Origin of the sequence: Brevibacterium permense (assembly GCF_025506275.1) — a bacterium.
Lineage (GTDB): Bacteria > Actinomycetota > Actinomycetes > Actinomycetales > Brevibacteriaceae > Brevibacterium > Brevibacterium permense_A.
Genome location: NZ_QYCP01000094.1, coordinates 1 through 23,885, shown reverse-complemented (window position 1 = coordinate 23,885; position 23,885 = coordinate 1). Strand labels below are relative to the sequence as shown.

The window sequence follows — 23,885 nt, the reverse complement described above, 5'->3', positions numbered from 1 at the left end:
CATGCGTCTGTTCTCCAACGCCGTAGTGCGCACTTTCGCACCCCAAGCCGCCTCGAGTGCCCCCGACTCGAACACCCCTGCGTCGATCGCATCCGACCCGAGCGAATCGTACACAGACAAGGCCCCCGACCCGACCTCCACGCCGACCTTCGACCTCACACACGCAGCCCCGGACGCGATCCTCGTCGATGGGGAGACCATCGTGGCCATCGGCACCCGGGCCGAACTTCTCGACATCGCCGCCGCGGAGTCGTCGACAACGGCGGCGCTCGCCTCGGCGGGTGGGGCCGGTGCCACTACGGTCATCCCCGGCCTCGAGATCGATGAGATCGACTGCAGCGGGCAGATCATTCTGCCCGGATTCGTCGACGGGCACATCCACTCGATCATGTACGCCGACTCCCTGACCGACCTCGATCTGTCCCAGACGAAATCCCTCGCCGAGGCGGTCGCCGCCATCCGTGAACGCGCCGATTCCCTCCCGGTGGGCACCTGGGTGGTCGGCTCCGGATGGGACCTCAACAAGTGGGAGGACCCGAGTTACCCTGACCGGGAACTCCTCGACGCGGAGATCCCCGACCACCCGGTGGCGATGTGGTCACTTGATCTGCACACCTTGTGGGTCAACGCCCACGCTCTCGAGATCGCCGGCATCGACGAGGCGACCCCCGACCCTTCGGGCGGCAGCTTCGTCCGCGACGATGACGGTCAGCTCACCGGTCTGGTGCGCGAGGACGCCACCGATCTCGTCGCCCGCTTCATCCCCGAACCCAGTCGCGAGGACCAGGTCGAACGCCTCGCCACCACCCAGGAACTCTTCCTATCTCAGGGGCTGACCGGGATCCATGACTTCGACGGCATCGCCTCGACCTTGGGTTGGAACGACCTGCACGCGGCCGGTCGCCAGGACATGCGCGTGACCCTGTTCCTGCGTCCACCCGAAGTGCCGTGGGCGATCGAAACCGCCTGGCACACCGGTGACGGCGATGATTGGCTGCAGTGCGGCGGGCTGAAGCTGTTCTCGGACGGGGCGCTCGGCTCGCATACCTCGCACATGTCCTCAGCGTTTCCCGCGGTCGACGGTGCGGACGAGAACTTCGGTGTCGTGCAGATGACCGAAGACGAACTCTTCGACCAGGCGCACGTCGCCACCGAGGCGGGAATCTCCGTGGCCATCCACGCCATCGGCGATCAGGCGAACCACCATGTGCTCGCTGTCTACGACCGCCTGCGGGAAACGACGACGGCCGCGGAAGAGAAGTTCGGCCGACCCCTGCGTCACCGCGTCGAACATGCTCAGTTCATCCAGCCGGCCGACGTTGCCCGGTTCGCCGAGCTCGGGGTGCTCGCGTCGATGCAGCCGCGCCACTGCATCTCCGACCTGCACCTGCTTCACCTCATCGACGAGTCCGCGCAGCTAGCCGCCTATGCCTGGCCCGACCTGCTCGATGCCGGGGCGCACGTGGTCTTCGGCTCCGACGGTCCGGTCGAGCATGCGAACCCCTTCGCCGCGATCTATGCCGCGATGACCAGGGCGAACATCTCCGGTGACGCGTCGACGACCTTCCAGCCGCACCGTCGCCTGAGTGCCGTCGAGGCCATCCGCCTGCACACTCAGGGACCTGCCTTCGCCGCCGGGCTCGAGGACCGGCGCGGATATCTGGCGCCGGGCATGGATGCCGACTTCATCGTCGTCGACACCGATCCGTGCGCGGCCGAAGGGCTCAACGTTGACCACTCAAGTGTCGCCGCGGCAGAGCGCGACGGCCTTCTCGGCTACGATTCCGAAGAAGCCCTGTTCGCCCACGCCGAGGCGATCCGCGACACCCGAGTCGCGCTCACCGTCGTCGGCGGCGAGGTGAAATACCGGGCCTGAATCGCCGAGGTGGACGACCGCCTCGGCGATGGGCGGGGCCCGCACTGCCCGCTCCCTCGACCAACCGCTCCCTCGACCAACCGACAAGGACGTCCCCGCATGCCCCGCTCGTTTCTGGCCCAGGCTCGCAAGGTCGATGAGGCGACCCCGGACTCTCGCAGCCGCGAGGTCGACTTCCTGCGCGCCGCGGCGATCACCGTCGTCGTGCTCGGCCACTGGACGATCATCGCCGTCAGCGCCACCGGCGGAATCGAACCTCACGGACTGCTCGACCAGGCCAAGTGGACGCACCCTCTGACCTGGGTGTTCCAGGTGATGCCGATCTTCTTCCTCGTCGGCGGCTATTCCAACGCACTGTCCTGGCGTTCGGCCAGGCGGCGTCAGACCGGCTACGCCGAATGGCTGCGGGCACGCCTGCGCCGCCTCGGGCTTCCGCTCATCCCGCTGCTGCTCGTCTGGCTGGCCACCTGCGTCATCGCCCTGGCCGCCGGCGCCGAACCCGCCTCCGTCCAGCTGGCCTCCCAGATGGCACTCGTGCCGACCTGGTTCCTCGCCGCGTATCTGCTCGTCGTCATCGTCGCGCCGCCGTGTCTGATCCTGTGGGAGAGATGGGGCTGGTGGTCGATCATCGCCGGCATCGGCTTGGCCGGCATCATCGACCTCATCAGCATCGTCACCGAGAGCAGGCTCGCCGGCTATCCGAACTACCTGCTCGTCTGGGCGAGCTTCCATCAGTTCGGTTATGCCTGGCTCGACGGCCGACTCTCCAGCATCAGACGCTGCCTGCTGCTCTTCGTCATCGGCGCCGCCGGGCTCGGGCTCCTCGTCGGCTTCGGCCCCTACCCGGTGTCGATGATCACCGCAGGCACCGACACGATCTCGAATTCCGCCCCGACCCGTGTGACCATGGCCTTCCTCGGCATGGCCCAGGCCGGAATCGTGCTCATGCTCCAGCGCCCACTGGCGAAACTGCTGCGCAGCCCCGGACTGTGGTTCCTCACGGTGCTCGTCAACCAGCGCATCATGACCTGGTTCCTCTGGCACCTGACCGCGCTGACTGCCCTGGCCAACGTCCTCATCGGACTCGACGCCGATGCCCTGCTGCCGACTCCGCTGACCGGAATCTGGTGGCTCACCCGTCCGCTCTGGGCACTCGGTCTGCTGGCGATCACCGGGGTGCTCGTGGCGATCTTCGGCCGGTTCGAAACTCCGTCCCCCGACGACCGTCCCGCCCCTCCCGTGTGGATGCCGATCGCCGCTTCAGTGGCCATCTGCGCGGGCCTGGCCATCCTGGCCGACATCGGAATGGTCGACGGCCACGGCGTCACCTGGATCTGGCCGCTGCTGCCGCTCATCGGCATGGTCGCCTTCGGCGTCGTCCGCCTGCCCGGTCGGCGATCCGCCAAGACCTGATCCTCGCCGAGGCGGCCGGACCGTCACGCTGAAACGTTGCCGCGTCGGCCGCGGACATACGGAATGACAGCGGCCCGACGTCCCCGCAGAGACGTCGGGCCGCCTCGGCGAGGGCGAACTCGATCAGATGTGGCGACCGCCGGAGATCTCGGTGACGGTGCCGGTGAGGTAGCTCGACAGTCCGGAGGCGAGGAAAAGCACCACGGAGGCGACTTCTTCGGGTTCGCCGGCGCGACCGAGCGGGATGTCGGCGAGCTTCGAATCGATCGCGTGCTGCGGCATGGCCGCGGTCATGGCGGTGTTGATGAAGCCGGGCTGGATCGCGTTGATGCGGATGTTCTTGAACGCGACCTCCTTGGCCACGGCCTTCGTCATGCCGACGATGCCCGCCTTCGCCGCGGAGTAGTTCGACTGTCCGGGGTTGCCGACCTTGCCGCTGATCGAGGACACGTTGATGATCGAGCCGCCGCGGTCCTGCTCGCGCATGAGCGCGGTGGCGACCTTGAGCCCGTTCCATGTGCCGCGCAAGTGGACGGAGATGACGTCATCGAACTGCTGCTCGGTCATCTTCCGGATCGTCGCATCGCGGGTGATGCCGGCGTTGTTGACCCAGATGTCGATACCGCCGAACGCGGTCGTGGCCGCCTCGGCGAGTTTTTCGACGGCCTCGAGGTCGGACACGTTGCACACCGCGCCCGTGGCGATGCCGTCTCCGCCGAGTTCGGCCACAGCAGCCTGCAGACTCTTCTCATTCATATCGGCGAGAACGACCTTCGCGCCGGAGTCGACGAGGCTGCGCGCCATCGCCAGGCCGAGGCCCTGTCCGCCGCCGGTGACGACGGCGACCTTGCCGCTCAGCAGGCCGGGGATGGCGGTGACTCCGCCGGTTTCGGTGACGGTGATGCCGGAGTTCGCGGTTGTGGATTCAGTCATGGGATGCCTTTCGTGCGTGGTCGGTTGTACTCAGAGGTTGAACTGCGGTTTGTGTGCGCCACCCAGCAGCTGCTTGGCGACGACGACGCGCTGGACCTCGGAGGTGCCTTCGTAGATGCGGAAGAGGCGGGCGTGACGGTAGAACCGTTCGACCGCGGACTCGCGCATATAGCCCATACCGCCCTGGATCTGCACGCCCTTGTCGGCGATCCGGGCGAGTGCTTCGGAGGCGAAGAGCTTCGCCGAGGAGGGGCCCAGCTTGCGATCGGTCTCGGCGTCCCAGCGCTGTGCGGCCGAGAGGACGAGGGCCTTGGCGGCGGCGACGTCGGTGTAGATATCGGCGAGCATCGCCTGGACGAGCTGGAACCGGGCGATCGGTTCCCCGCCCTGCTTAGCATCGGCGGCGAAACGCACGGATTCGTCGAGGATGCGGATCGACTGACCGACGCAGATCGCGGCGATGTGCAGGCGTCCCTTGTTGAGTGAGGCCATGGCCGCGTAGAAGCCCTTCTCCTCCTCACCGCCGATGAGATTGGCGGCAGGCACGCGCACGTCGTCGAAGAAGATCTCCGAGGTCCAGGCGCCGGCCTGACCCATCTTGTGATCGTGTGGGCCGACGGTCACGCCTTCGGACTTCGTGGGCACGAGGAGGACCGAGATGCCCTTTGAGCCCGTGGCGTTCGGGTCGGTGCGGGCGAAGACCATGAGGACGTCGGATGCCTCGGCGTTGGTGATGAACCGCTTGGAGCCGTTGATGATGTAGTCATCGCCGTCGCGGGTGGCCTTCGTTCGCAGGCCCGAGGGGTCGGAGCCGGCTTCGGATTCGGTGAGGGCGAAGGAGGCGACGACCTCTCCGGAGGCCAGGCGGGGCAGCCATTCGGACTTCTGCTCGTCGGTGCCGTAGTTGACGAGCACCTGTCCGGCGATGCCGTTGTTCGTGCCGAACAGGGACCGGAAGGACGGGGTGGTGTAGCCGAGTTCCATGGCCAGGAGTGCGTCCTGTTCGGCATTGAGTCCGAGGCCGCCGTATTCCTCGGGCAGGGCCCAGCCGAAGAGTCCCATTTCGGCGGATTCCTTGATGATGGCTTCGGGGAAAGCGTCCTCGTCCTCGACCTGGGTCTCGAGGGGGACGACCTTCTCGCGGACGAATTCTCGGACGGCAGACAGGATGTCGTCGAGTTCCGTGTTGTCCATCGGTGTATCTCCTTTGTCTGTGGTGAACGGTTCAGAGGCTGTCGAGCCAGGCGCGGACCTGATCGGAGTCTGCTCCGAGCTCTGGGGGAGCGAGGTCGTAGGAGACCTGCGACTTCGACAGGGTGATCGGGTTGCGGACCGTCGGGATGACGCGATCGCCGGTGCCGGTGTCCACGACCGGTTCCAAACCGAGACTCTTGGCGTGTTCGACGCCTTCGGCGATCGTGTTGATCGGGGCGCAGGGCAGGCCAGCGGCCGAGAGCTTGTCGAACCATTCCTGTGCGGTGTGTGCCTGGAGAGCCTCGAGAAGTTCAGGCTCAAGGGCGTCGCGGTTGGCGTTGCGGTTTTTTGCCTGGGCGAATCGTTCGTCGTCGCACCAATCGGGGCGGCCGACCACCTCGGCGAGGATCCGGAACTGGCCGTCATTGGCCGCGGCGATGATGATCTCACCGGACTTCGCGGCCATCGGCTGGTAGGGGTAGAGGCTCGGGTGGGCGTTGCCCATCCGCGTCGGATTCACTCCTGCAGCCGCGTAGCCACCGGACTGGTTGGCCAGACCGGACATCGCCGAGGACATGAGGTTGGTTTCGACGAGCTGGCCCTCGCCGGTGAGCGTGCGGTGCTGGATCGCGGCGAGGACGCCGATCGTCGTGTGCAGACCGGTCATCACGTCGAAGATGGCGACCCCGGCGCGGTACGGCGAGCCGTCGGGGCTGCCGGTGACCGACATGAAGCCGGACAGCGCCTGCATGAGGAGGTCGTATCCGGGCAGCGGGTTCTGCGGCCCGAAGCCGGTCACCGAGGCATAGATGACCGTCGGGTTGGCAGCGGAGACGCTGTCGTAGTCGAGGCCATACTTCGCCAGCCCGCCCGGTTTGAAGTTCTCGACGACGATATCGGCTTCGGCCGCGAGCTTCTGCGCGGTGGCGAGGTCGTCGGAATCGGTGAAGTCGAGGACGATGTCGTATTTGTTGCGGTTGATCGACAGATAGTAGGTGGCATCCTCATCGCGCACCGGCGGCGCCCAGTGCCGGGTGTCATCGCCTTTGGGTCCTTCGACCTTGATGACGGTGGCGCCGAGGTCGGCGAGCATCATCGTCGAGTACGGTCCAGCGAGGACGCGGGAGAAGTCGACTACGATCTGTCCCGACAGGGGACCTGAGCCGGCACGGGGGAGGAACTCCTCGAGGCGGTCGCGGGCAGGCGACCGATGGTGGTCGCGCCCGGAGCCGCTGTCGTGGTGCTCAGAAGTGGTCGACTGCTTCATCGGTGAAAGTCTTCCTCTCGTCGGGCCGGCGGCGCTGCTGTGTGCTGTCGAGCACGGCATTCTGGGCCTGTGCTTGGGCGGCAGGCGCGTGGTCCGTCCCACTATATAGCAGGATCGGCAATAATATTCATGGATTATTATCGGAACAGGTATTGGCTGGGATGTCGCCCGGGTTGACGGCACAGAGTCCGACAGGGATTCGGAAGAGAGGCAGTCGACGGAGATTCAGCAGGTCAAAGCGTTCCTCGCAGTCGCCGAAGAACTGCACTTCGGCCGTGTGGCCGAACGGCTCGGAATGCTGCAGCCGCCGCTGAGTCGCACGATCCGCGCGCTCGAGGATCACCTCGGAGTCGATCTGTTCCGACGCGCGACCCGCAATGTGGCGCTGACCTCGGCGGGGGGAGGCACTGGTGGAGCCTGCCCGGAAGATGATCGAGTACCGAACCGTGGCCGCCGAGGCGGTGCGCCGGGCCGCCGACGGGCAGACCGGGCACATCGAATTCGGATTCGCCCACTCGTCATCGTGCGGGCTGGCCGCAGCGCTTGTGACTGCATCGACCGCGCACAGGCCGGGGGTCAGCTTCGGCCTCCACTCAGACGTCTACGCCGAGGATGGAAGCCCTGGTCGCGGCCGGCCGCGGCATCTCGATCACCTTCGACTCGGTGTCCGCAGTCACCCGTGAGGTCGGCACCGTGGCCGTGCCCCTCGATATTCCCGATGCGCCCGCGAAGCTCTACCTCGCCCCCGGCACCGACCTCGGCAAGGCCTCCGTGGAAGCGGCGCTCACCCTCGCCGAGGAGGTCCTGCCGACCGTGGAATGATGGCCTGGTAAACCCCGTCGTTCGGCGGGGCTGACGGCCGGTTCACAGCCGGATGAATGTGTGGTCAGTTCCTCTCGTCGGTGGACGAGCGCGAGGTCAGTTCCGCCGTCTGCTGTGGCTCAAAGCTGCGCGTTCCAGGTGTCGAGGCGGTGGCGGAGATCCTCGGCGGTCATGTCGGCGAGGCCGATCCCGTGGTAGTTCGGCAGCCAGGTCTCGACGCGATCATGGGCACGTGCCGCAGCTTGGACGTCCCACGCGCGGATGTCATGGATGCGGCGGCCGAGGAGTCGTTCGTACTCGTCGAGAAAGTCGGCGGCCGCCTCGGGGGAGCCGAGCAGCACGAGATCCTGACGGCACCAGGCGAGGTCGACTCCGCGAGGTCCGCGGCTCGCGCCCGACCAGTCGACGACTCCGGTCAGGCGCCCGCCGGCCCACAAGGCATTTCCTGCCCAGAAATCCGTGTGCGTGAGGACCTCTTCGTCACGGTCGAGGCTCGCCCACTCCCGCTGGGCGCGAATCGCGATGGCAGAGTCTCCGGGCGGCGGGGACTGCGGAGTCAGCGGCAGACCGGTGCCGTCGAGTGAGTGGATGCGCACCAATGTTGCGGCCATCTCGCGGGCGATGGTGGTCAGAGGCGTCGCCGGATCCGGTGGTGAGCCTGGGACGCGGGTCGTGATGATGACCGGATCGTCGGTGTCGGCGCTGTGGGCGATGAGGCGGGGGACGAGATCACCGAGCGGGCTCAGCCGATCGAGCACTGCGGCCTCTTTGACCGCCGCATCATGGCCGGCGGGGAATGCGCGGACGACGAGCTCCGCGTCTCCGTCCCGGGCCGCCATGGTCAGTGCGTGCTGACCGCCGGCAAGGGTCCCGACAAACCTCAGCTCCCGGCCGATCAGGGCCGAGGCTGTAGCGAGGGCGCGGGATCGGCGGCTTCGCTCGGCGGTCCTGAGCTGACTCTTCAGTCCTTCGGCATAGCGCCTGGCCATCAACTCCTGGGCCGCCACTGTGACCGGAGTGCCCAGGCGCAGGAGGGCATGTGCTGGGACGGAATCGGCGCGGATGGTCACGCCGAGGCGGCCGTCAGCGTCGATGGATACGAGGAAGGTCTCCTCGCCGTTTTCGAGGTGGCCCGGCAGGGTGCGATAGGTGAAACCGGCGCGATCTTCCTCATCGAACACCCGTGTGACGACGCACGAACCGACGGGCACGAGCAGATCGCGACCGCGCAGCCGCCTCGGCGAGGCCGGCCAAACGGGGTTGAGTCCCAGGCTGACGATCTGGCCTTCGGCCACTCGACGAGCCGGGTGGACGACGACGCCGGCGAGGTCCTGCAGCATCCAGGAGAAGATCGCATCTCGGGCGATCGGGAACTGGTCGCCCGAGCCGAGGTCGAGATGGAACTCGAGATGATTCATGACTCCATTCTCGTCCAGCCCAGTCGAGCGCAGGTCGAACGCGACCGGCCCGTGGGCTGAATTCCTCCGATCCGCCAGACGATTGTGCCGGCCTCTCGCGGTGATATGTTCCGCCTGATGATGTCGTCCTTGTCATATCCGAACGGCTGTGCCTACGATGAGAACTAATCGCTGAACGAACGCTCGCTACAGGGCGAATCGCCAGGTCAGCGCCGAATGACCATGTCACTGCACGAACACTGGAGTTCATCTATGTCAGACAGCACCTCAGCCACTCAAGCCACTCAGTCGGCAGGCACCTCGGCGGCTCCGAAATCCGGTCGTCGTTTCGAAGGCCAGGTCGCCGTCATCACGGGCGCCAGTCGCGGCATCGGGCTTGGAATCGCTCGGAGGCTGGGCGCCGAGGGCGCCACCGTCGTCCTCACCGCGCGCAAGCCCGAAGCACTGGGTGAGGCGGTCGCCGAGTTCCCCGAAGGCTCGGCGCTCGCCATTGCCGGCAAGGCCGACGACCCGGCGCACAGGGCAGAGGTGTTCGACACCGTCGCTGAGAAGTTCGGTCGCCTCGATGTGCTCGTGGCCAACGCCGGAATCAACCCGGTCTACGGCCCGCTCGTCGACATGGAACTCGATGCCGCGCGGAAGATCTTCGAGGTCAACGTCCTCGGCACGCTGGCCTGGGTGCAGGACGCCGTCCACCATGAGGGCCTGAACTTCCGTGAGAACAAGGGCCGCGTCGTCACCCTGTCGTCGGTCGCCGGCCAGATCCCGAGTGAAGGCATCGGCTTCTACGGAATCTCGAAGGCGGCGGTCTCGCATCTGACGAAGACCCTGGCCGTCGAGCTCGGGCCCGACATCCGCGTCAACGCCGTCGCTCCGGCCGTGGTCAAGACGAAGTTCGCCACCGCGCTCTACGAAGGCAGGGAAGAGGAGGTCGCCTCCGCGTACCCGGTCAAGCGCCTCGGCACTCCTGAGGACATTGCCGGTGCCGTCGCCTATCTGGCGTCGGAGGACGCCGACTGGATCACCGCGCAGGTGCTCACCGCCGATGGAGGAGTCGTCACGGCCGGCGGCAGCGCCTGAAACCGAGGCTGAGCGTCGGTTGCCGGTAGGCGGCAGCCCGAAATCAGGTCGCCATCGGACATCTGCACCCGAATCTAGGTCGCCATCGGATACTTCTCCTGACGAAAAGTATCCGATGGCGACCTAAGTTTTTCTGCAGTGCCATTCTGAGGCGCCACCCCTACTTCACCGGAAGGCCGGCGGCGTGCGCGCAGATCTCGCCGTAGCGTTTGGCCACGCCAGCAGGATCAAGCTCACCGCCGGCCCGGTACCACTGCGAGACGCCCGTGCAGATCGTCGTGATCGCTCGTGAGGCATCCCGTGGGAACTCCGTGGTGAAGCTGCCGTCGGCAACGCACTCCTCGACCACCGCGTCGAGGAGTTTCTGCTGCCGGTCACGAGCGGCGATATGAGCATCCCGGTGCTGATCTTTCAGCGCTCGGATCTCGCTGAATGCGATGAAAGCGAGATCGGACTGGTGCGCGTGGAAGAGCAGCAGGCATTCGATGAGTCGGTCGAAGCGGGCGGTCGGCTCCTGCCCGCCGTCGGCGAGTGCCGCGACGCTGCGCTGCCACAGATCCTCCATCGCCAGGCGGTCGATCTCGGCGAGGATCGCATGCTTCGATGCGAAGTGGTGATAGAGGCCGGGCACTGACAGTCCGGCCGCGCCAGCCAGCTGGCGGATACTCGTGCCGTGGAATCCGCCCGTGACGAAGCTGTCGAGAGCGGACTGAAGGATCGGCGACAGCAGCGGGGCGTCGTAGTCCCGCCAGTTCGTCATGGTTGCATTGCTCAAGAGTTGTCCCTGCCTGCTCCGTCCCACTGTCTTCTCACCCCTAATCTACGGCCATTCGCGCCGAGACCAAGGGCAAGGACCTCAACGCGATCTGAACATCGCAGCGGGACCGTAGCGCCGCCTCGGCGAATTTAGGTCGCCAACGGACTTCGGCACCCCGAAAATAGGTCGCTATCGGATACTTCTGAGCAGGAAAACTATCCGATAGCGACCTATTTTCGCGTTGGAGGTACAACTGGGGAGCTGGTCCTCGCGGCGGTTGGAAGAGCGGTCATAGTGAGGGGACCAGCACGGGGTTTGTCGGGGGTGATTTCATTCACTAGAATCGGAGGCGCAGTCTCAGCCGGGGGCTCCAGAGGTCCACCTGCTTCAGAAGCCCATCTGGTTCTGCACATAACTTCATACGCCGCTAAGACAAGACGTGGGAGAGCTGCCGCCGTCAGGCCGAATCGAGCCGGACTTCCGAGCAGCGCCGTAGGTGCAATTCCCTCCCCGGGAAACTCTCAGGCCCAGTACCACCGATTGCAGGCATATCTGAAGGACCTCGGTCCGACAGATCGGGGAGGACACTCAGCGAACGCTGCGTCCTCCCATCGGTGGACGCGACACCGACCCTAGGACGGCAATTGACCAGTTCACTCGCCCATACGACGCAGGCAACAGGGGACACCGCACGCCCCTTCTCCGACCGCCACATCGGCCCCCGCGCCGACGACGTAACGGCCATGCTCGCCGAACTCGGCTATGACTCCCTGGAAGCGCTCTCTTCCGCTGCCGTCCCGGAATCCATCCAGAACGATGAGCTCAACCTGCCCGCCGGGCGCTCAGAATTCGACGTGCTGAACGACCTGCGCGACCTCGCCGACCAGAACGTCATGCGCACCCAGCTCATCGGCCAGGGCTACTACGACACGATCACCCCGGCCGTCATCCGCCGCAACCTCGTCGAGAACCCCGCCTGGTACACCGCCTACACTCCGTACCAGCCCGAGATCTCCCAGGGCCGGCTCGAAGCGCTGCTGAACTTCCAGCAGGTCGTCCAGGACCTCACCGGCCTCGACATCGCCAATGCCTCCCTCCTCGATGAGGCCACCGCCGTCGCCGAGGCGGTACTGCTCATGCGTCGAGCCGTGAAGAAGGGGACAACCGTCGTCCTCGACTCCGAACTCCACCCGCAGACCATCGCCGTCGTCCGCGCCCGTGCCAAGGCGATGGACTTCCGCGTCGCCGTCGCCGACCTCGCCGAGGGCCTCGTAGGCGAAGACATATTCGGCATCGTCTGCGCCCAGCCCGGCACCACCGGCGCCATCCGCGACTTCACCGAAGCCGTCGACGGAGCGCACGACCGCGGTGCGCTTGTCACCTTCGACGCCGACCTGCTGGCACTGACCCTGCTCAAGGACTGCGCCTCCCAGGGTGCGGACATCGCCGTCGGCTCCGCACAGCGCTTCGGTGTGCCCCTGTTCTTCGGCGGCCCCCACGCCGGCTTCATGGCTGTGAAGTCCGGACTCCAGCGCCAGCTGCCCGGCCGCCTCGTCGGAGTGTCCAAGGACGCCCAGGGCAAGCCCGGCTACCGTCTGGCCCTGCAGACCCGCGAACAGCACATCCGCCGCCAGAAGGCGACATCGAACATCTGCACCGCGCAGGCCCTGCTCGCCAACGTCGCCTCGATGTACGCCGTCTACCACGGCCCGGTCGGTCTGACCCGCATCGCCTCCCGCGTCCACCGTCTCGCCCACGCGTTCGCAGGTGCCGCGGACACCGCCCCCGGCGCCGAGGTTCTCACCTGGGAATTCTTCGACACTGTGGCCCTGCGCGTGGCCGACGCCGAAGCCGCCCGCTACGTCGCCGACCAGGCCGGATACAACATCCGCGTCATCGACAACACCACCGTCGGCGTCTCCTTCGGCGAACCTCACACCGTCGCCGATGCCAACGGTCTGCTCGAAGCCCTCGGCATCCTTGCCCGGGTCGACGCGGACGACTTCGAAGCCGCCTCGGCGGGAACCTTCGGAGCCAACGCCGTTCCGGAACCCGCATTCGCGGCGTCGTTCCACCGGGACACCGAATTCCTCACCCACCCCGTCTTCAGCGCCCACGGCTCCGAGACCTCGATGATGCGCTACCTGCGCACCCTGGCCGACCGTGACCTCGCACTCGACCGGACGATGATTCCGCTGGGCTCGTGCACGATGAAGCTCAACGCCGCCGCCGAGATGGAACCCATCACATGGCCGGAATTCGCCTCCATCCACCCCTTCGCCCCGGCCGAACAGACCAAGGGTTGGCGCGCACTCATCGGCCGCCTCGAGGACTCCCTCGTCGAGGTCACCGGCTACGACCGTGTGTCCCTGCAGCCCAACGCCGGTTCGCAGGGTGAGCTGGCCGGACTGCTCGCCATCCGCGCTTACCACGTGGCGAACGGCGACGATGCCCGCACCGTCGTGCTCATCCCGCAGTCCGCTCACGGCACGAACGCGGCCTCCGCGGTGCTCGCCGGACTCCAGGTGCAAGTCGTGGCGACGGCCGATGACGGCTCCGTGGACATGGACGACCTCGATGCGAAGATCGCCAAACACGAAGGCAAGATCGCCGGCATCATGATCACCTACCCGTCGACCCACGGTGTGTTCGAACCGCAGATCCGCGAAGTCTGCGACAAGGTCCATGCCGCCGGCGGTCAGGTCTACGTCGACGGTGCGAATCTCAACGCCATGGTCGGACTCGCCAAGCCGGGCGAATTCGGCGGCGATGTCTCCCACCTCAACCTGCACAAGACCTTCTGCATCCCCCACGGAGGAGGCGGCCCCGGAGTCGGCCCCGTGGCGGTTCGCGAACACCTCGCTCCGTACCTGCCCGGCGATGCCACGCTGCCGGAGCTCGTCGCCGGTGACCCGGATGCCAAGGAGCTGCCGATCTCCGCTTCGATGTTCGGCTCCGCAGGAGTCCTGCCCATCAGCTTCGCGTACCTCGAACTCATGGGTGCCGAAGGACTGCGCGAGGCCTCGCGCTCGGCTCTGCTCGGTGCGAACTACCTGGCGAAGAAGCTCGGCGACGTCTACCCGATCCTCTACTCGGGTGAGAACGGACTCGTCGGCCACGAAACGATCCTCGACCTCCGTGCGATCACCTCGGCGACGGGAGTCACCGCCGAGGATGTCTGCAAGCGCCTCGTCGACTTCGGCTTCCACGCCCCGACCCTGGCCTTCCCGGTGCCCGGCACCCTGATGGTCGAACCCACCGAGTCCGAGGACAAGGACGAGCTCGACCGCTTCATCGAGGCCATGCGCACCATCCGCGCCGAGATCGACGAGATCGGCAAGTCGTATACCTACGAAGAGTCGCCGCTGGCCCTCGCGCCGCACCCGGCGACGGTGGTCATGGACGACTGGGACGGCAAATACAGCCGCGAGACCGCGGTGTTCCCCGTTCCCGGGCTGCGCCTCACGAAGTACTTCCCGCCGGTCAGCCGCATCGACGGAGCCTACGGCGACCGCAATTTGGTGTGCTCCTGCCCGCCGCCAGAGGCCTTCGAAGAGTTCGAGGAAGAGGACAAGTGATGACCGATACGACCGCGAACACGCCCAAAGAGACCCCGCTGCACAGTATCCACGCCGAGCTCGGTGCCTCGTTCACCGACTTCGGCGGCTGGGACATGCCGCTGAAGTACGGTTCGGAACTCGCCGAGCACCGTGCCGTGCGTGAGGCCGCAGGCCTCTTCGACCTCTCCCACATGGGTGAGGTGCGCATCGCCGGAACCGACGCCGCCGCCTTCCTCGACTACGCGCTCGTCGCGAAGTACTCGAAGATGAAGATCGGCAAGGCCAAGTACGGAGTCATCGTCAACGAGTCAGGCGGCCTTCTCGACGACCTCATCACCTACCGCATCGGCGACGAAGAGTTCCTCATCGTCCCCAACGCCTCGAACACGCCCACCGTGGTCGCCGCGCTGAAGGACCGCGTGCACCAATTCGTCCAGACCGTCGCACCCGGCTCCGATGTGCACCTGACCGACGAATCCGACGCCACCGCGCTCATCGCTGTGCAGGGCCCGAACTCCGAGGCGATCATCCTGCGCGCCCTCGACGAGTCCGGCCACGGCGAATTCGGACCCCGTACCGGCGCCGGGGACCAGGCGAAGGCCCAGGTCACCGACGATGCCAACGGGGGAGCCACCTCGGCGGGGGATGCGAAGATCACCATCGGTCAGGCGGTACGTGAACTCAAGTACTACGCGTGGATGCCGCTGACGATCGCCGGGATCGACCTCATGCTCGCCCGCACCGGATACACCGGTGAGGACGGGTTCGAGCTCTACACCCCGAACATCGGCGCCTCCCGCCTGTGGAACACGCTCGTGACTTCGGGTGCGGACTACGGACTCGTTCCCTGCGGTCTGGCCGCACGCGATTCGCTTCGCCTCGAAGCCGGAATGCCGCTCTACGGCAACGAACTCGATCAGAACACCACCCCGTACGATGCGGGACTGGGCCGGATGATCGGGTTCAACACGAAGGACGACTTCTTCGCCCGCGAGGCGCTGGCGAGGCTCGGAGAGACCGAACCGCCGCGCGTGCTCGTCGGCCTGAGCTCGGAGGGACGCCGTGCCGCCCGTTCCGGTGCCGTCGTGTCGATCGACGGCGCCGAGGTCGGCACCGTCACCTCCGGCCAGCCTTCGCCGACACTCGGCCACCCGATCGCCCTGGCCTACATCGATCGGGACCGCACCGAGGTGGGCACCGCCGTGACTGTGGACATCCGCGGCAAGGCACACGACTTCACCGTCACACAGCTGCCGTTCTACAAACGCCAGGCCGACTGAAGCTCTCACCCACTATTCATCCTGGTGGGACCCGTGGCTCGTAGACTGGTCCCACCAGGCACAACAACGTCGTGACCGCCCCCTCCGGCGGTAGTCACAGTAAGGAAGACATATGGCACAGCTGCCCCCGCTCCCGCAGAACTTCACCTATTCCGCCGAACACGAATGGGTCGACGGCGCTGCCGATGAACTCGTCGGCAAGACCGTCAAGGTCGGCATCACCGCCGTCGCCGCCGATGCCCTCGGCGAGGTCGTCTACGTCGACCTGCCAGCAGTCGGCGACTCCATCACCGCAGGTGAGACCTGCGGCGAGGTCGAATCCACGAAGTCCGTGTCCGACCTCTACACCCCGGTGACCGGCGAGGTCGTCACCATCAACGAGGCGGCCGTGGACTCACCCGGACTGCTCAACTCCGACCCCTACGGCGAGGGCTGGCTGTTCGAGGTCGCCGTGACCGAGGTCGGCGAAGTCATGGACGCCGCAAACTACGCCGAGGCGAACTCCCTCTGAGCCTCATCCTCCGGGCGGAGGATATAAACCCTGAAACGGGGTCGGTCGAGGTCGGTGCCGACACATCGTCGGCATCGGCTCGCCGTGCATGTGAGTGCACGGCTGTTCGGTCGGCCCCGTCGTCATCTCATCAGAAACGAAGTGATTGCCATGCCATTGAGTGTCTTCGACCTCTTCACGGTCGGCATCGGACCGTCGAGCTCCCACACCGTCGGACCGATGCGTGCCGGCGCGAGCTTCATCGACCTCCTCGGCGAAACGCTTGGATCCGTGGCTGATCTGCGCGTCGACGTGTTCGGTTCCCTGGCCGCCACCGGTGCCGGTCATGGGACCTTCGACGCCATCCTCATCGGGCTCGAAGGCTGCCGTCCCGATCTCATCGAAGCCAACGAACTGACCGCCCGACGGACACGGATGTCCGAGACCGGGACGATCATCCTCGGCGACTCGACCGGCAACGGCGTCGAACTCAAGTTCACCGAGGATGACATGGTCAAACGACCGCTGACCGTCCTCCCTCGCCATACGAACGCCATGACCGTGACCGCCTATGACGCTGCGGGGGAGACCCTCGCCGAGGAGACCTACTACTCTGTCGGCGGCGGATTCGTGACCTCCGAGACCGAATTCCTCGAGAAGGAGAAGACCGCCGAGGATGGTGCAGCTGACGATGATGGCGGCGACGGTGCGGCCGACGACGGCGGCGATGTGGCTGCCGGCAGCGGTGCAGGCGCGGGCGCCGAGTACGCAGTCGCGGATTCTGTCGTCGACGCCGAACTCGAGTCCTACGACGAAGAGCTGCCGTATCCCTTCCACTCCGGCGTCGAGCTGCTTCAGCGCTGCCGCGAGAACGATCTGTCGATCGCCGAGATCATGCACGCCAACGAACTGTCGATGCGCGACGAGGACGAGATCCGGCACGGACTGCTCCACATCTACTCGGTGATGGAGGAATGCGCTTCGGCGTCCCTGGACCGCTCCGGTTATCTGCCCGGAGGGCTCAAGGTCCGCCGCCGCGCACACGACTGGTACCTCAAACTCAAGTCCGAGGACCCCGACCGGGATCCCGGCTACTACCTCGAATGGGTCAACCTCATCGCGATGGCGGTGAACGAGGAGAACGCCTCGGGAGGCCGCGTCGTCACCGCGCCGACGAATGGAGCGGCCGGCATTATCCCCGCCGTGCTGCACTACGTGCTCAACTACGTGCCCGCGGTGATGGAAGGCGGCGAGTCCGCGAAGCACCGGGCCATCGTCGACTTCCTGCTCACTGCGGCGGCCATCGGAGTCCTCTACAAGGAACGTGCGTCGATATCCGGCGCCGAGGTGGGCTGTCAGGGAGAGGTCGGATCCGCCTCGTCGATGGCCGCCGGGGGACTGGCCGCCGTTATGGGCGGGACGCCCGAGCAGGTGGAGAACGCCGCCGAGATCGCGATGGAGCACAGCCTCGGACTGACCTGCGACCCGATCTCCGGGCTCGTGCAGGTGCCGTGCATCGAACGCAATGCGATCGCCGCCGGCAAGGCCATCAACGCCTCCCGAATGGCTCTGTGGGGCGACGGCCAGCACCGGGTCAGCCTCGACGAGGTGATCGAGACGATGCGACAGACCGGCGCGGACATGTCCTCGAAGTACAAGGAGACGGCGATGGGCGGCCTCGCCGTCAACGTCGTCGAGTGCTGAGCGGGTGAATGGTCGCCGGGCGAGTGGGTTGGCCGCCCGCTCACGGTCGCACGCCTCGCCTACCCGCATGCCCTCGGACCAGCCGTCCGCCTAACCACCAGCGGTCTGCCCTCGGAGAATAGGTCGCTATCGGATACTTTCAGCGCCGAAAGGTATCCGATAGCGACCTAAGTCTTTGGGGCAGGCATCCGATAGCGACCACAAGTCCCAGTCCTCAGGCCACCTGCGCCCCGAAACATCTGCGAAGCCGCTCACAGAGCCTGAGAAGGCCGCCTCGGGCAACAGGCCTCCTTGCTGTCCCAATTCGACCGAAGTGACATGGAACACGTGGAACCCCTGTTCCAACTCCTGCCAAATGTAACGAAACGATAACGAACCTCTGGCGCGGTATGAGCGCGAAGGAGTGCCCCGTCACATCCCAGAGATGCCATGGGGAAGGTCCGGTCCGTTACATGTCAGTAGGTCGGGACGATCGTTGCGGAAGTGCCCCGGAATCGGCACTTTCGAGGTTGACGCTCATTCTCATCCCGCTAGGTTTATTGGCGTGATTAACGCACTCGCTGAACCGAAGACGCAAATCGACGTCCGGACTCCAGACCTGGAGGACGGTCAACATCTATGGCGGCTCGCGAAAGACACAGCCGTGCTCGACCTGAACTCCTCGTACTCGTACCTGCTGTGGTGCCGCGACTTCGCGGACACCTCGGTGATTGCGCGAATCGACGGAGCGCCCGCCGGCTTCATCACCGGGTACACGCGTCCGGAGAATCCGGACACCCTGATGATCTGGCAGGTCGCCGTCAATGAGGACTTCCGTGGACACGGACTCGCATCGACCATGCTCCATGAGCTGGCCGACCGGACCGGCGCTCTCCGCATGGAGACGACGATCACCGAGGACAATGCGGCGTCCAACCGCCTGTTCCAGGCGTTCGCTGAGAAGCGTGGGGCTGGATTCAACCGTCGCCCGCTGTTCACCCCGGATCTCTACCCGGACGGCCACGACACCGAGTACCTCTACGAGATCGCACCCCTGTAACGAGCACTGACCGGCGCCGCGCGGGCCCCTGTTGCAAGGGAGCGGACGCGCCAGGCGCCAGGAGGCGGAAGAGATCGCCCGCACTCGAGCGGCAGCGGCCACCGCCTCGGCGACTGCATCCGATGCAGACGCAGAACTTAAAGAAGTCGAAAGGACTCAAGTCATGACTGAAAGCGCTAAGCCCACACCCACTGACAAGCCCGACATCTTCGAAACTCGCGAGTCTGCCGTGCGCAGCTATTGCCGTTCCTGGCCCGCGACCTTCGCCCGTTCGCAGGGCGCCAAGCAGTGGGACGAGGACGGCAACGAGTATCTCGACTTCTTCTCCGGTGCCGGTGCCCTCAACTACGGCCACAACAACCCGGCCGTGATGGGCCCGCTCATCGAGTACCTGCAGTCGGGTGCCGTTCTGCACTCGATGGATATGAAGACCCCGGCCAAGCGTGAGTTCCTGCAGACCTTCCAGGACCTCATCCTCAAGCCGCGCGGACTCGACTACTCCGTGATGTTCCCCGGACCGACGGGAACCAACACCGTCGAGGCGGCTCTCAAGCTCGCTCGCAAGGTGACCGGCCGTCAGCACATGCTCTCGTTCACCAACGCGTTCCACGGCATGACGCTGGGATCGCTGTCAGTGACCGGCAATTCGATGAAGCGCGAGGGCGCGGGCATCCCGCTGACCAACAGCTCGAAGATCCCGTACGACGACTACTTCGACGGAGAGGTCCCGGACTTCCTGTGGCTGGAGAAGGTCCTCGAGGACTCCGGCTCGGGCGTCGACAAGCCCGCCGCTGTCATCGTCGAGACCGTGCAGGGCGAGGGCGGACTGCGTGCCGCTCGCGCCGAATGGCTGCGCGCACTGTCCGACCTGTGCAAGAAACATGACATCCTCCTCATCGTCGATGACGTGCAGGCAGGCTGTGGCCGCACCGGTTCGTTCTTCAGCTTCGAAGAGGCTGGCATCGAGCCCGACATCGTCTGCCTGTCGAAGTCGATCTCCGGTTCGGGTCTGCCGCTGGCACTGACCCTGTTCCGTCCCGAGCTCGACGTCTGGGAGCCCGGCGAGCACAACGGCACCTTCCGTGGAAACAACCCCGCGTTCGTGACCGCGACCGCCGCCATCAAGACCTTCTGGGCCGACAACGAGTTCCAGAACCAGCTCGCCGACACCATCGCCGCGCTGCACCAGCGTCTCGACACGATCGTCGAGAAGGCTGAAGGCGCTTCGATCCGTGGACGCGGCCTGCTGGCCGGCGTCTGCTTCGAAGACCTCGAGGTGGCCGAGAAAGTCGCAGCCTATGCCTTCGAGAACGGTCTCCTGCTCGAGACTTCGGGTGCCGATGACGAAGTCATCAAGATCATGCCGCCGCTGACGATCGACTCGCGCGATCTGCAGGCGGGCCTGGACATCATCGAGGCCGGAGTGCTCAAGTTCGCTCCCGCCGCCACGACGGCCGCACTGGCCTGACCCACCTCTGCCGGGCCGGCGCCGCAGCAGTGGCGCCGGCCTGAGCTTTGGGCCGAACCGAGCTCACCGGCTCGATCGCCCACCCGGGCCGGCGGATGCCGTCGCAGTGCGATGGGTGTCGGCCGCCCGCCTCTGAACACTTTCACCGACCTTTTGCGAAAGGACCACAGATGTACGTAGTCAACCGCGATGACCTCAACGACACCGACCGCGATGTGAAGTCCGAGACCTGGCGCAGCCGCCGCATGGTGCTCGGCAAGGAGCGCGTCGGATTCTCGTTCCACGACACCGTGATCTACGCCGGAACCACCTCGACGTTCCACTACCAGAACCACGTCGAAGCCGTGTACTGCGTGCAGGGCAAGGGAACGCTGACCGATCTGGAGACCGGCAAGGAATACCCGCTCCACGATGGCGTCATGTACCTGCTCGACGGAAACGAGAAGCACACCGTCGTGGCCGAGGAAGAGCTGCGCATGGCCTGCGTGTTCAACCCGCCGGTCACCGGCCGCGAGGTTCACGACGAGAACGGCGTGTACCCCCTCATCCTCGAAGATGAAGCAGCACCCGCGAACTGATTCGGCTTCTGAATGCTGAGTCGGCGGACACCGACTGAGCTTCACTCGCCGAGGCGGCCCGAGCATTGCGCTCGGGCCGCCTTTTTCGTGCGGTTGAGTTGTGCGCGTGAGCCGAACCCGAGGACACTTCCCTCTTCCATCCCATCTTCAGTTGGAGTCTCCGTGAAGTTCCTCAAACGCGCCCTCGTGGCCTCTGTTGCCGCTCTTGCTCTTGCCATCGGTCCCGCTGTCTTCGCCGAGGCTGCGTCTATGTCATTCGACGTGACGAAGCTGTCAGCCGCCAACATGGTTGTTTCGAATGACAACTGCAGATATTTCAGTGTCTATCGCAAATACAAGAAGGACGACGTCGGCTATTGGACGGTCGACTCAGAAATTGCTGGTCGACACGGATACACGACCGATGCGTACTTCGGCAGCTACAAGAATCCCAGCACCAAAGACCGCAATATGATCTGTCCGAGTCTTGACGGGCTCGGCAGATACCGAATCGGCCCATCAGAAGCTAACGTCGACAACGATTACTCGTGGGACGCATTCACGGACCACACCAAGGGCTACTTCTACGTCCGGGGCAAGTCTTACACGTCTCTGTCCTCGAAGCGCAAGCGGTACTACCGCGTGACCTTCAGCCAGGTCAGCTGGGCCACCGGAGCCACCTCGAAGTCGGTCAAGCGCTGACAGTCTCGGCGTGAGAGGTCGGTCTGCAACGTGAGCGTGATGCGGACCGGCCTTTTCACTCGCGAATCGTCAGATCCGTCCCATCCATATATCCACGGGATCCCTCGAATGGGCCTAAAGCTCCGTCGAGTGGGAGGCCCAAGGTGCCGAGCTCGGCGCTCTGACGACCCCCGGCTTCCCGGGAAGTGAGATTTTGGCTGTATCGCAGCTGACCGATCTCAGCGTCGGTAACGCTCCAGATGACCACCTGTGGTGGATCATCATTCGTGAACGTCACACGGTGGGGATCGGCCGTGACCGACCATCCGGTCGCCTCGGCGAGGGCGTTCGCCAACTCAGCGCGGTCGATACTCATCGGGACCTCCTTATGGTCAGGGGACTGCCTGCGGACCCTGGGAAATGAAAACATATCGGGCGCCCCGAAAGGGGGCGCCCGATATGCGTTGTCGACTGCTGTTCGGCAGCCTCACTCGTTGTCGGAGCGAACCTTCTTCCCGCGGTCATGCCAGAACTTCGTCGTGGTCACCTCGTCGGTGCCGTCCCAGGCGTCGACATCGGTGTTGATGCGCTTGAACGTGGGCAGGTCGCCGCGTCGGAACACCGGTTCGAAGCCCGCCTTACGCTGCTGCTGGTAGTTCTTCAGCAGCGAGAACACCAGCGGCGAGAGCATCAGCAGAGCGAAGAGGTTGATGAGAGCCATGATCGCCATGAAGATGTCCGCCGCGGTCCAGACCAGATCGAGGGCTGCGATCGCACCGATGAACACCGAGACCATGACGATGACCTGATACACGCGCAGCGCGACGCGGTTCGTCGTCAGATGCTCGATATTCGCCTCGCCGTAGTAATAGTTGCCGAGGATCGACGAGAACGCGAAGAGGAAGATCGCCAGGGTGAGGAAGTGGATCGCCCACTGCCCGAGCTGACCGCTCAACGCTGTCTGCGTGAGCTGGATGCCCTCAGCCGAGCTGCCGTACTCCGGGTTCGACAGCAGGATGATGAACGCTGTGATCGAGCAGACGAGGATCGTATCGAAGTACACACCCAGCGCCTGCACGAAGCCCTGCTTGGCCGGGTGCGACGCCGATGCGGTGGCGGCCGCGTTCGGCACCGAACCGATGCCGGCCTCATTGGAGAACAGACCGCGCTGCACACCGATGAGCATGATCGACCCCAGTGTTCCGCCGGCGATCGAATCCATGCTGAATGCGTCGGTGACGATCGTTGCGATCATCGACGGCACGGCACCGATGTTCAGCACCACGACGATGATGCCGACGATGAGGTAGAGGCCGGCCATGATCGGCACCAGATAAGCCGAGATATTCGAGATGCGCTTGGCGCCGCCTGCGAAGATCGCGAAGGCGGCAACAGCGATGATCGCCCCGGCCACGGCAGCGAAGACGCCGTCCGAGCTCTCGACTCCGAAAGAGGCCCCGACCGCGTCGACGATGGAATTCGACTGCACCGAGTTGAACACCATGCCGTAGGTGATGGCGACGATGACGGCGAAGACCAGTCCGAGCCACTTCATGTTCAGCCCGTGCTTGATGTAATAGGCGGGTCCGCCGCGGAAGTTCGGGCCGTCCTTGAGCTTGTACAGCTGGCCGAGGGCAGACTCGGCGAAGGCCGTGGCCCCGCCGACGATGGCCGTGAGCCACATCCAGAACATCGCACCCGGACCGCCCAGCGAGATCGCCAGAGCGACACCGGCGATGTTCGCTGTTCCCACGCGCGAGGCCGCAGAGATCGAGAAGGCACGGAAAGGAGAAATGTTCCGATTGCCCTCGGAATCCCGTCCGCCCGGCTCCGTCAGGGTGCGGAACATCTCGGGCAGCAGGCGGACCTGCACGACTCCCGTGCGGATGGTGAAATACAGACCAGTGGGGATGAGAACAGCCACGAGGATGTATGACGATACGGTGCTGACACTGTCGAAAGCACTCTGGAGCATCTCCATCGAACTGCGCCTCCTTCGGCAATAGTGCTGGAGAGGATCGGAGGTGCAGAACGCGGGAACTCCGTCCGTGGTTATACCCAGTCTGCCACCCCGGCTCCCGAGGTTGTGGCAGTGGCCCCTGCCCGAAGGGTGCCGTTCTCATTCGAGCGGGTCAGCATCGGCCCAGGCGACGACCAGTGTCGACACCGTCAGGATTCATGTTCCGTCCACTCTCGCATCATCCGGAACTTGCTCTGGCCACCTAATCTGGGCGGCCTAGTACTCATCGTTCGGCCACCGCGCAGCAGTTGGATCCGGCGCCCGAACGCCACCCGCAGTCTCCGTGGAGGAGTTCTGAAATGCCCATCACCCTCGCCACCCCCACC

19 protein-coding genes, 1 pseudogene and 1 riboswitch are annotated in these 23,885 nt (G+C 65.4%); of the genes and pseudogenes, 13 read left to right on the top strand and 7 right to left on the bottom strand.

The genetic code is table 11. From position 1 onward, the window contains the following. The first annotated feature begins 1 nt into the window (after position 1). Entirely contained in the window at positions 2–1,876 is a 1,875-nt protein-coding gene (locus D3I60_RS15330; protein WP_262777271.1) for an amidohydrolase, read from the top strand. Positions 1,877–1,975: 99 nt separating this feature from the next. Continuing rightward, entirely contained in the window at positions 1,976–3,289 is a 1,314-nt protein-coding gene (locus D3I60_RS15325) for an acyltransferase (RefSeq protein ID WP_262777269.1), read from the top strand. Positions 3,290–3,412: 123 nt separating this feature from the next. On the opposite strand, the gene fabG is transcribed toward D3I60_RS15325, so the two are convergent. Genes fabG through D3I60_RS15310 form a run of 3 tightly spaced genes read right to left on the bottom strand, consistent with a single transcriptional unit; the run spans position 3,413 to position 6,683 of the window. Continuing rightward, positions 3,413–4,222 (bottom strand): 3-oxoacyl-ACP reductase FabG, encoded by an 810-nt coding sequence (gene fabG, locus D3I60_RS15320; protein ID WP_262777267.1) that lies wholly within the window; start codon positions 4,220–4,222, stop codon positions 3,413–3,415. 30 nt (positions 4,223–4,252) lie between these two features. Further along, entirely contained in the window at positions 4,253–5,416 is a 1,164-nt protein-coding gene (locus D3I60_RS15315) for an acyl-CoA dehydrogenase family protein (RefSeq protein ID WP_262777266.1), read from the bottom strand. Between the two features lie 31 nt (positions 5,417–5,447). Then, positions 5,448–6,683 (bottom strand): CaiB/BaiF CoA transferase family protein, encoded by a 1,236-nt coding sequence (locus D3I60_RS15310; protein WP_262777265.1) that lies wholly within the window; start codon positions 6,681–6,683, stop codon positions 5,448–5,450. A 277-nt stretch (positions 6,684–6,960) separates the two neighbouring features. Between D3I60_RS15310 and D3I60_RS15305 the strand changes: the two are divergent. After that, positions 6,961–7,023, top strand: a pseudogene (locus D3I60_RS15305) (helix-turn-helix domain-containing protein); the annotation flags it as partial. A 272-nt stretch (positions 7,024–7,295) separates the two neighbouring features. Next, on the top strand, positions 7,296–7,505 hold the full coding sequence (locus tag D3I60_RS15300; RefSeq protein WP_262777635.1) for a hypothetical protein: 210 nt from the start codon (positions 7,296–7,298) through the stop codon (positions 7,503–7,505). A 119-nt stretch (positions 7,506–7,624) separates the two neighbouring features. On the opposite strand, the gene D3I60_RS15295 is transcribed toward D3I60_RS15300, so the two are convergent. After that, a complete protein-coding gene (locus D3I60_RS15295) occupies positions 7,625–8,923 on the bottom strand; it encodes a DUF1990 family protein (protein WP_262777263.1) in 1,299 nt (432 codons plus the stop codon). Positions 8,924–9,175: 252 nt separating this feature from the next. Between D3I60_RS15295 and D3I60_RS15290 the strand changes: the two genes are divergently transcribed. After that, on the top strand, positions 9,176–10,003 hold the full coding sequence (locus tag D3I60_RS15290; RefSeq protein WP_262777261.1) for an SDR family oxidoreductase: 828 nt from the start codon (positions 9,176–9,178) through the stop codon (positions 10,001–10,003). Positions 10,004–10,163: 160 nt separating this feature from the next. On the opposite strand, the gene D3I60_RS15285 is transcribed toward D3I60_RS15290, so the two are convergent. Next, entirely contained in the window at positions 10,164–10,778 is a 615-nt protein-coding gene (locus D3I60_RS15285; protein WP_262777259.1) for a TetR/AcrR family transcriptional regulator, read from the bottom strand. 412 nt (positions 10,779–11,190) lie between these two features. After that, positions 11,191–11,306, top strand: a riboswitch (glycine riboswitch). Between the two features lie 98 nt (positions 11,307–11,404). Between D3I60_RS15285 and gcvP the strand changes: the two genes are divergently transcribed. From gcvP to D3I60_RS15245, 8 genes are all read left to right on the top strand, one after another. After that, positions 11,405–14,338: an aminomethyl-transferring glycine dehydrogenase gene (gcvP, locus tag D3I60_RS15280; RefSeq protein ID WP_262777258.1), complete on the top strand. Its 2,934-nt coding sequence runs from the start codon at positions 11,405–11,407 to the stop codon at positions 14,336–14,338. After that, positions 14,338–15,600: a glycine cleavage system aminomethyltransferase GcvT gene (locus D3I60_RS15275; protein WP_262777256.1), complete on the top strand. Its 1,263-nt coding sequence runs from the start codon at positions 14,338–14,340 to the stop codon at positions 15,598–15,600. The genes gcvP and D3I60_RS15275 overlap by 1 nt, the downstream gene beginning before the upstream one ends. 112 nt (positions 15,601–15,712) lie before the next feature. Continuing rightward, positions 15,713–16,111, top strand: a complete 399-nt coding sequence (gcvH, locus tag D3I60_RS15270; RefSeq protein WP_262777255.1) for a glycine cleavage system protein GcvH — start codon at positions 15,713–15,715, stop codon at positions 16,109–16,111. A 150-nt stretch (positions 16,112–16,261) separates the two neighbouring features. Continuing rightward, positions 16,262–17,794 (top strand): L-serine ammonia-lyase, encoded by a 1,533-nt coding sequence (locus D3I60_RS15265; RefSeq protein WP_262777254.1) that lies wholly within the window; start codon positions 16,262–16,264, stop codon positions 17,792–17,794. 643 nt (positions 17,795–18,437) lie between these two features. Then, the gene (gene ectA / locus D3I60_RS19530) at positions 18,438–18,833 is read left to right on the top strand and encodes a diaminobutyrate acetyltransferase (protein WP_440588583.1); all 396 of its coding nucleotides are present in this window, start codon (positions 18,438–18,440) and stop codon (positions 18,831–18,833) included. A 163-nt stretch (positions 18,834–18,996) separates the two neighbouring features. Further along, positions 18,997–20,301, top strand: a complete 1,305-nt coding sequence (gene ectB / locus D3I60_RS15255; RefSeq protein WP_262777252.1) for a diaminobutyrate--2-oxoglutarate transaminase — start codon at positions 18,997–18,999, stop codon at positions 20,299–20,301. A gap of 170 nt (positions 20,302–20,471) precedes the next feature. After that, on the top strand, positions 20,472–20,879 hold the full coding sequence (locus D3I60_RS15250; protein WP_025778555.1) for an ectoine synthase: 408 nt from the start codon (positions 20,472–20,474) through the stop codon (positions 20,877–20,879). Positions 20,880–21,041: 162 nt separating this feature from the next. Beyond that, positions 21,042–21,560, top strand: coding sequence for a hypothetical protein (locus D3I60_RS15245; protein ID WP_262777251.1), 519 nt, complete (start codon positions 21,042–21,044; stop codon positions 21,558–21,560). A 55-nt stretch (positions 21,561–21,615) separates the two neighbouring features. Here D3I60_RS15245 and D3I60_RS15240 read toward each other — a convergent pair whose 3' ends face one another. Together D3I60_RS15240 and D3I60_RS15235 are read right to left on the bottom strand one after the other, a co-directional pair. Beyond that, positions 21,616–21,915: a hypothetical protein gene (locus tag D3I60_RS15240; protein WP_262777250.1), complete on the bottom strand. Its 300-nt coding sequence runs from the start codon at positions 21,913–21,915 to the stop codon at positions 21,616–21,618. A 111-nt stretch (positions 21,916–22,026) separates the two neighbouring features. Then, positions 22,027–23,520 (bottom strand): alanine/glycine:cation symporter family protein, encoded by a 1,494-nt coding sequence (locus tag D3I60_RS15235; protein WP_262777249.1) that lies wholly within the window; start codon positions 23,518–23,520, stop codon positions 22,027–22,029. Positions 23,521–23,885 lie beyond the last annotated feature (365 nt).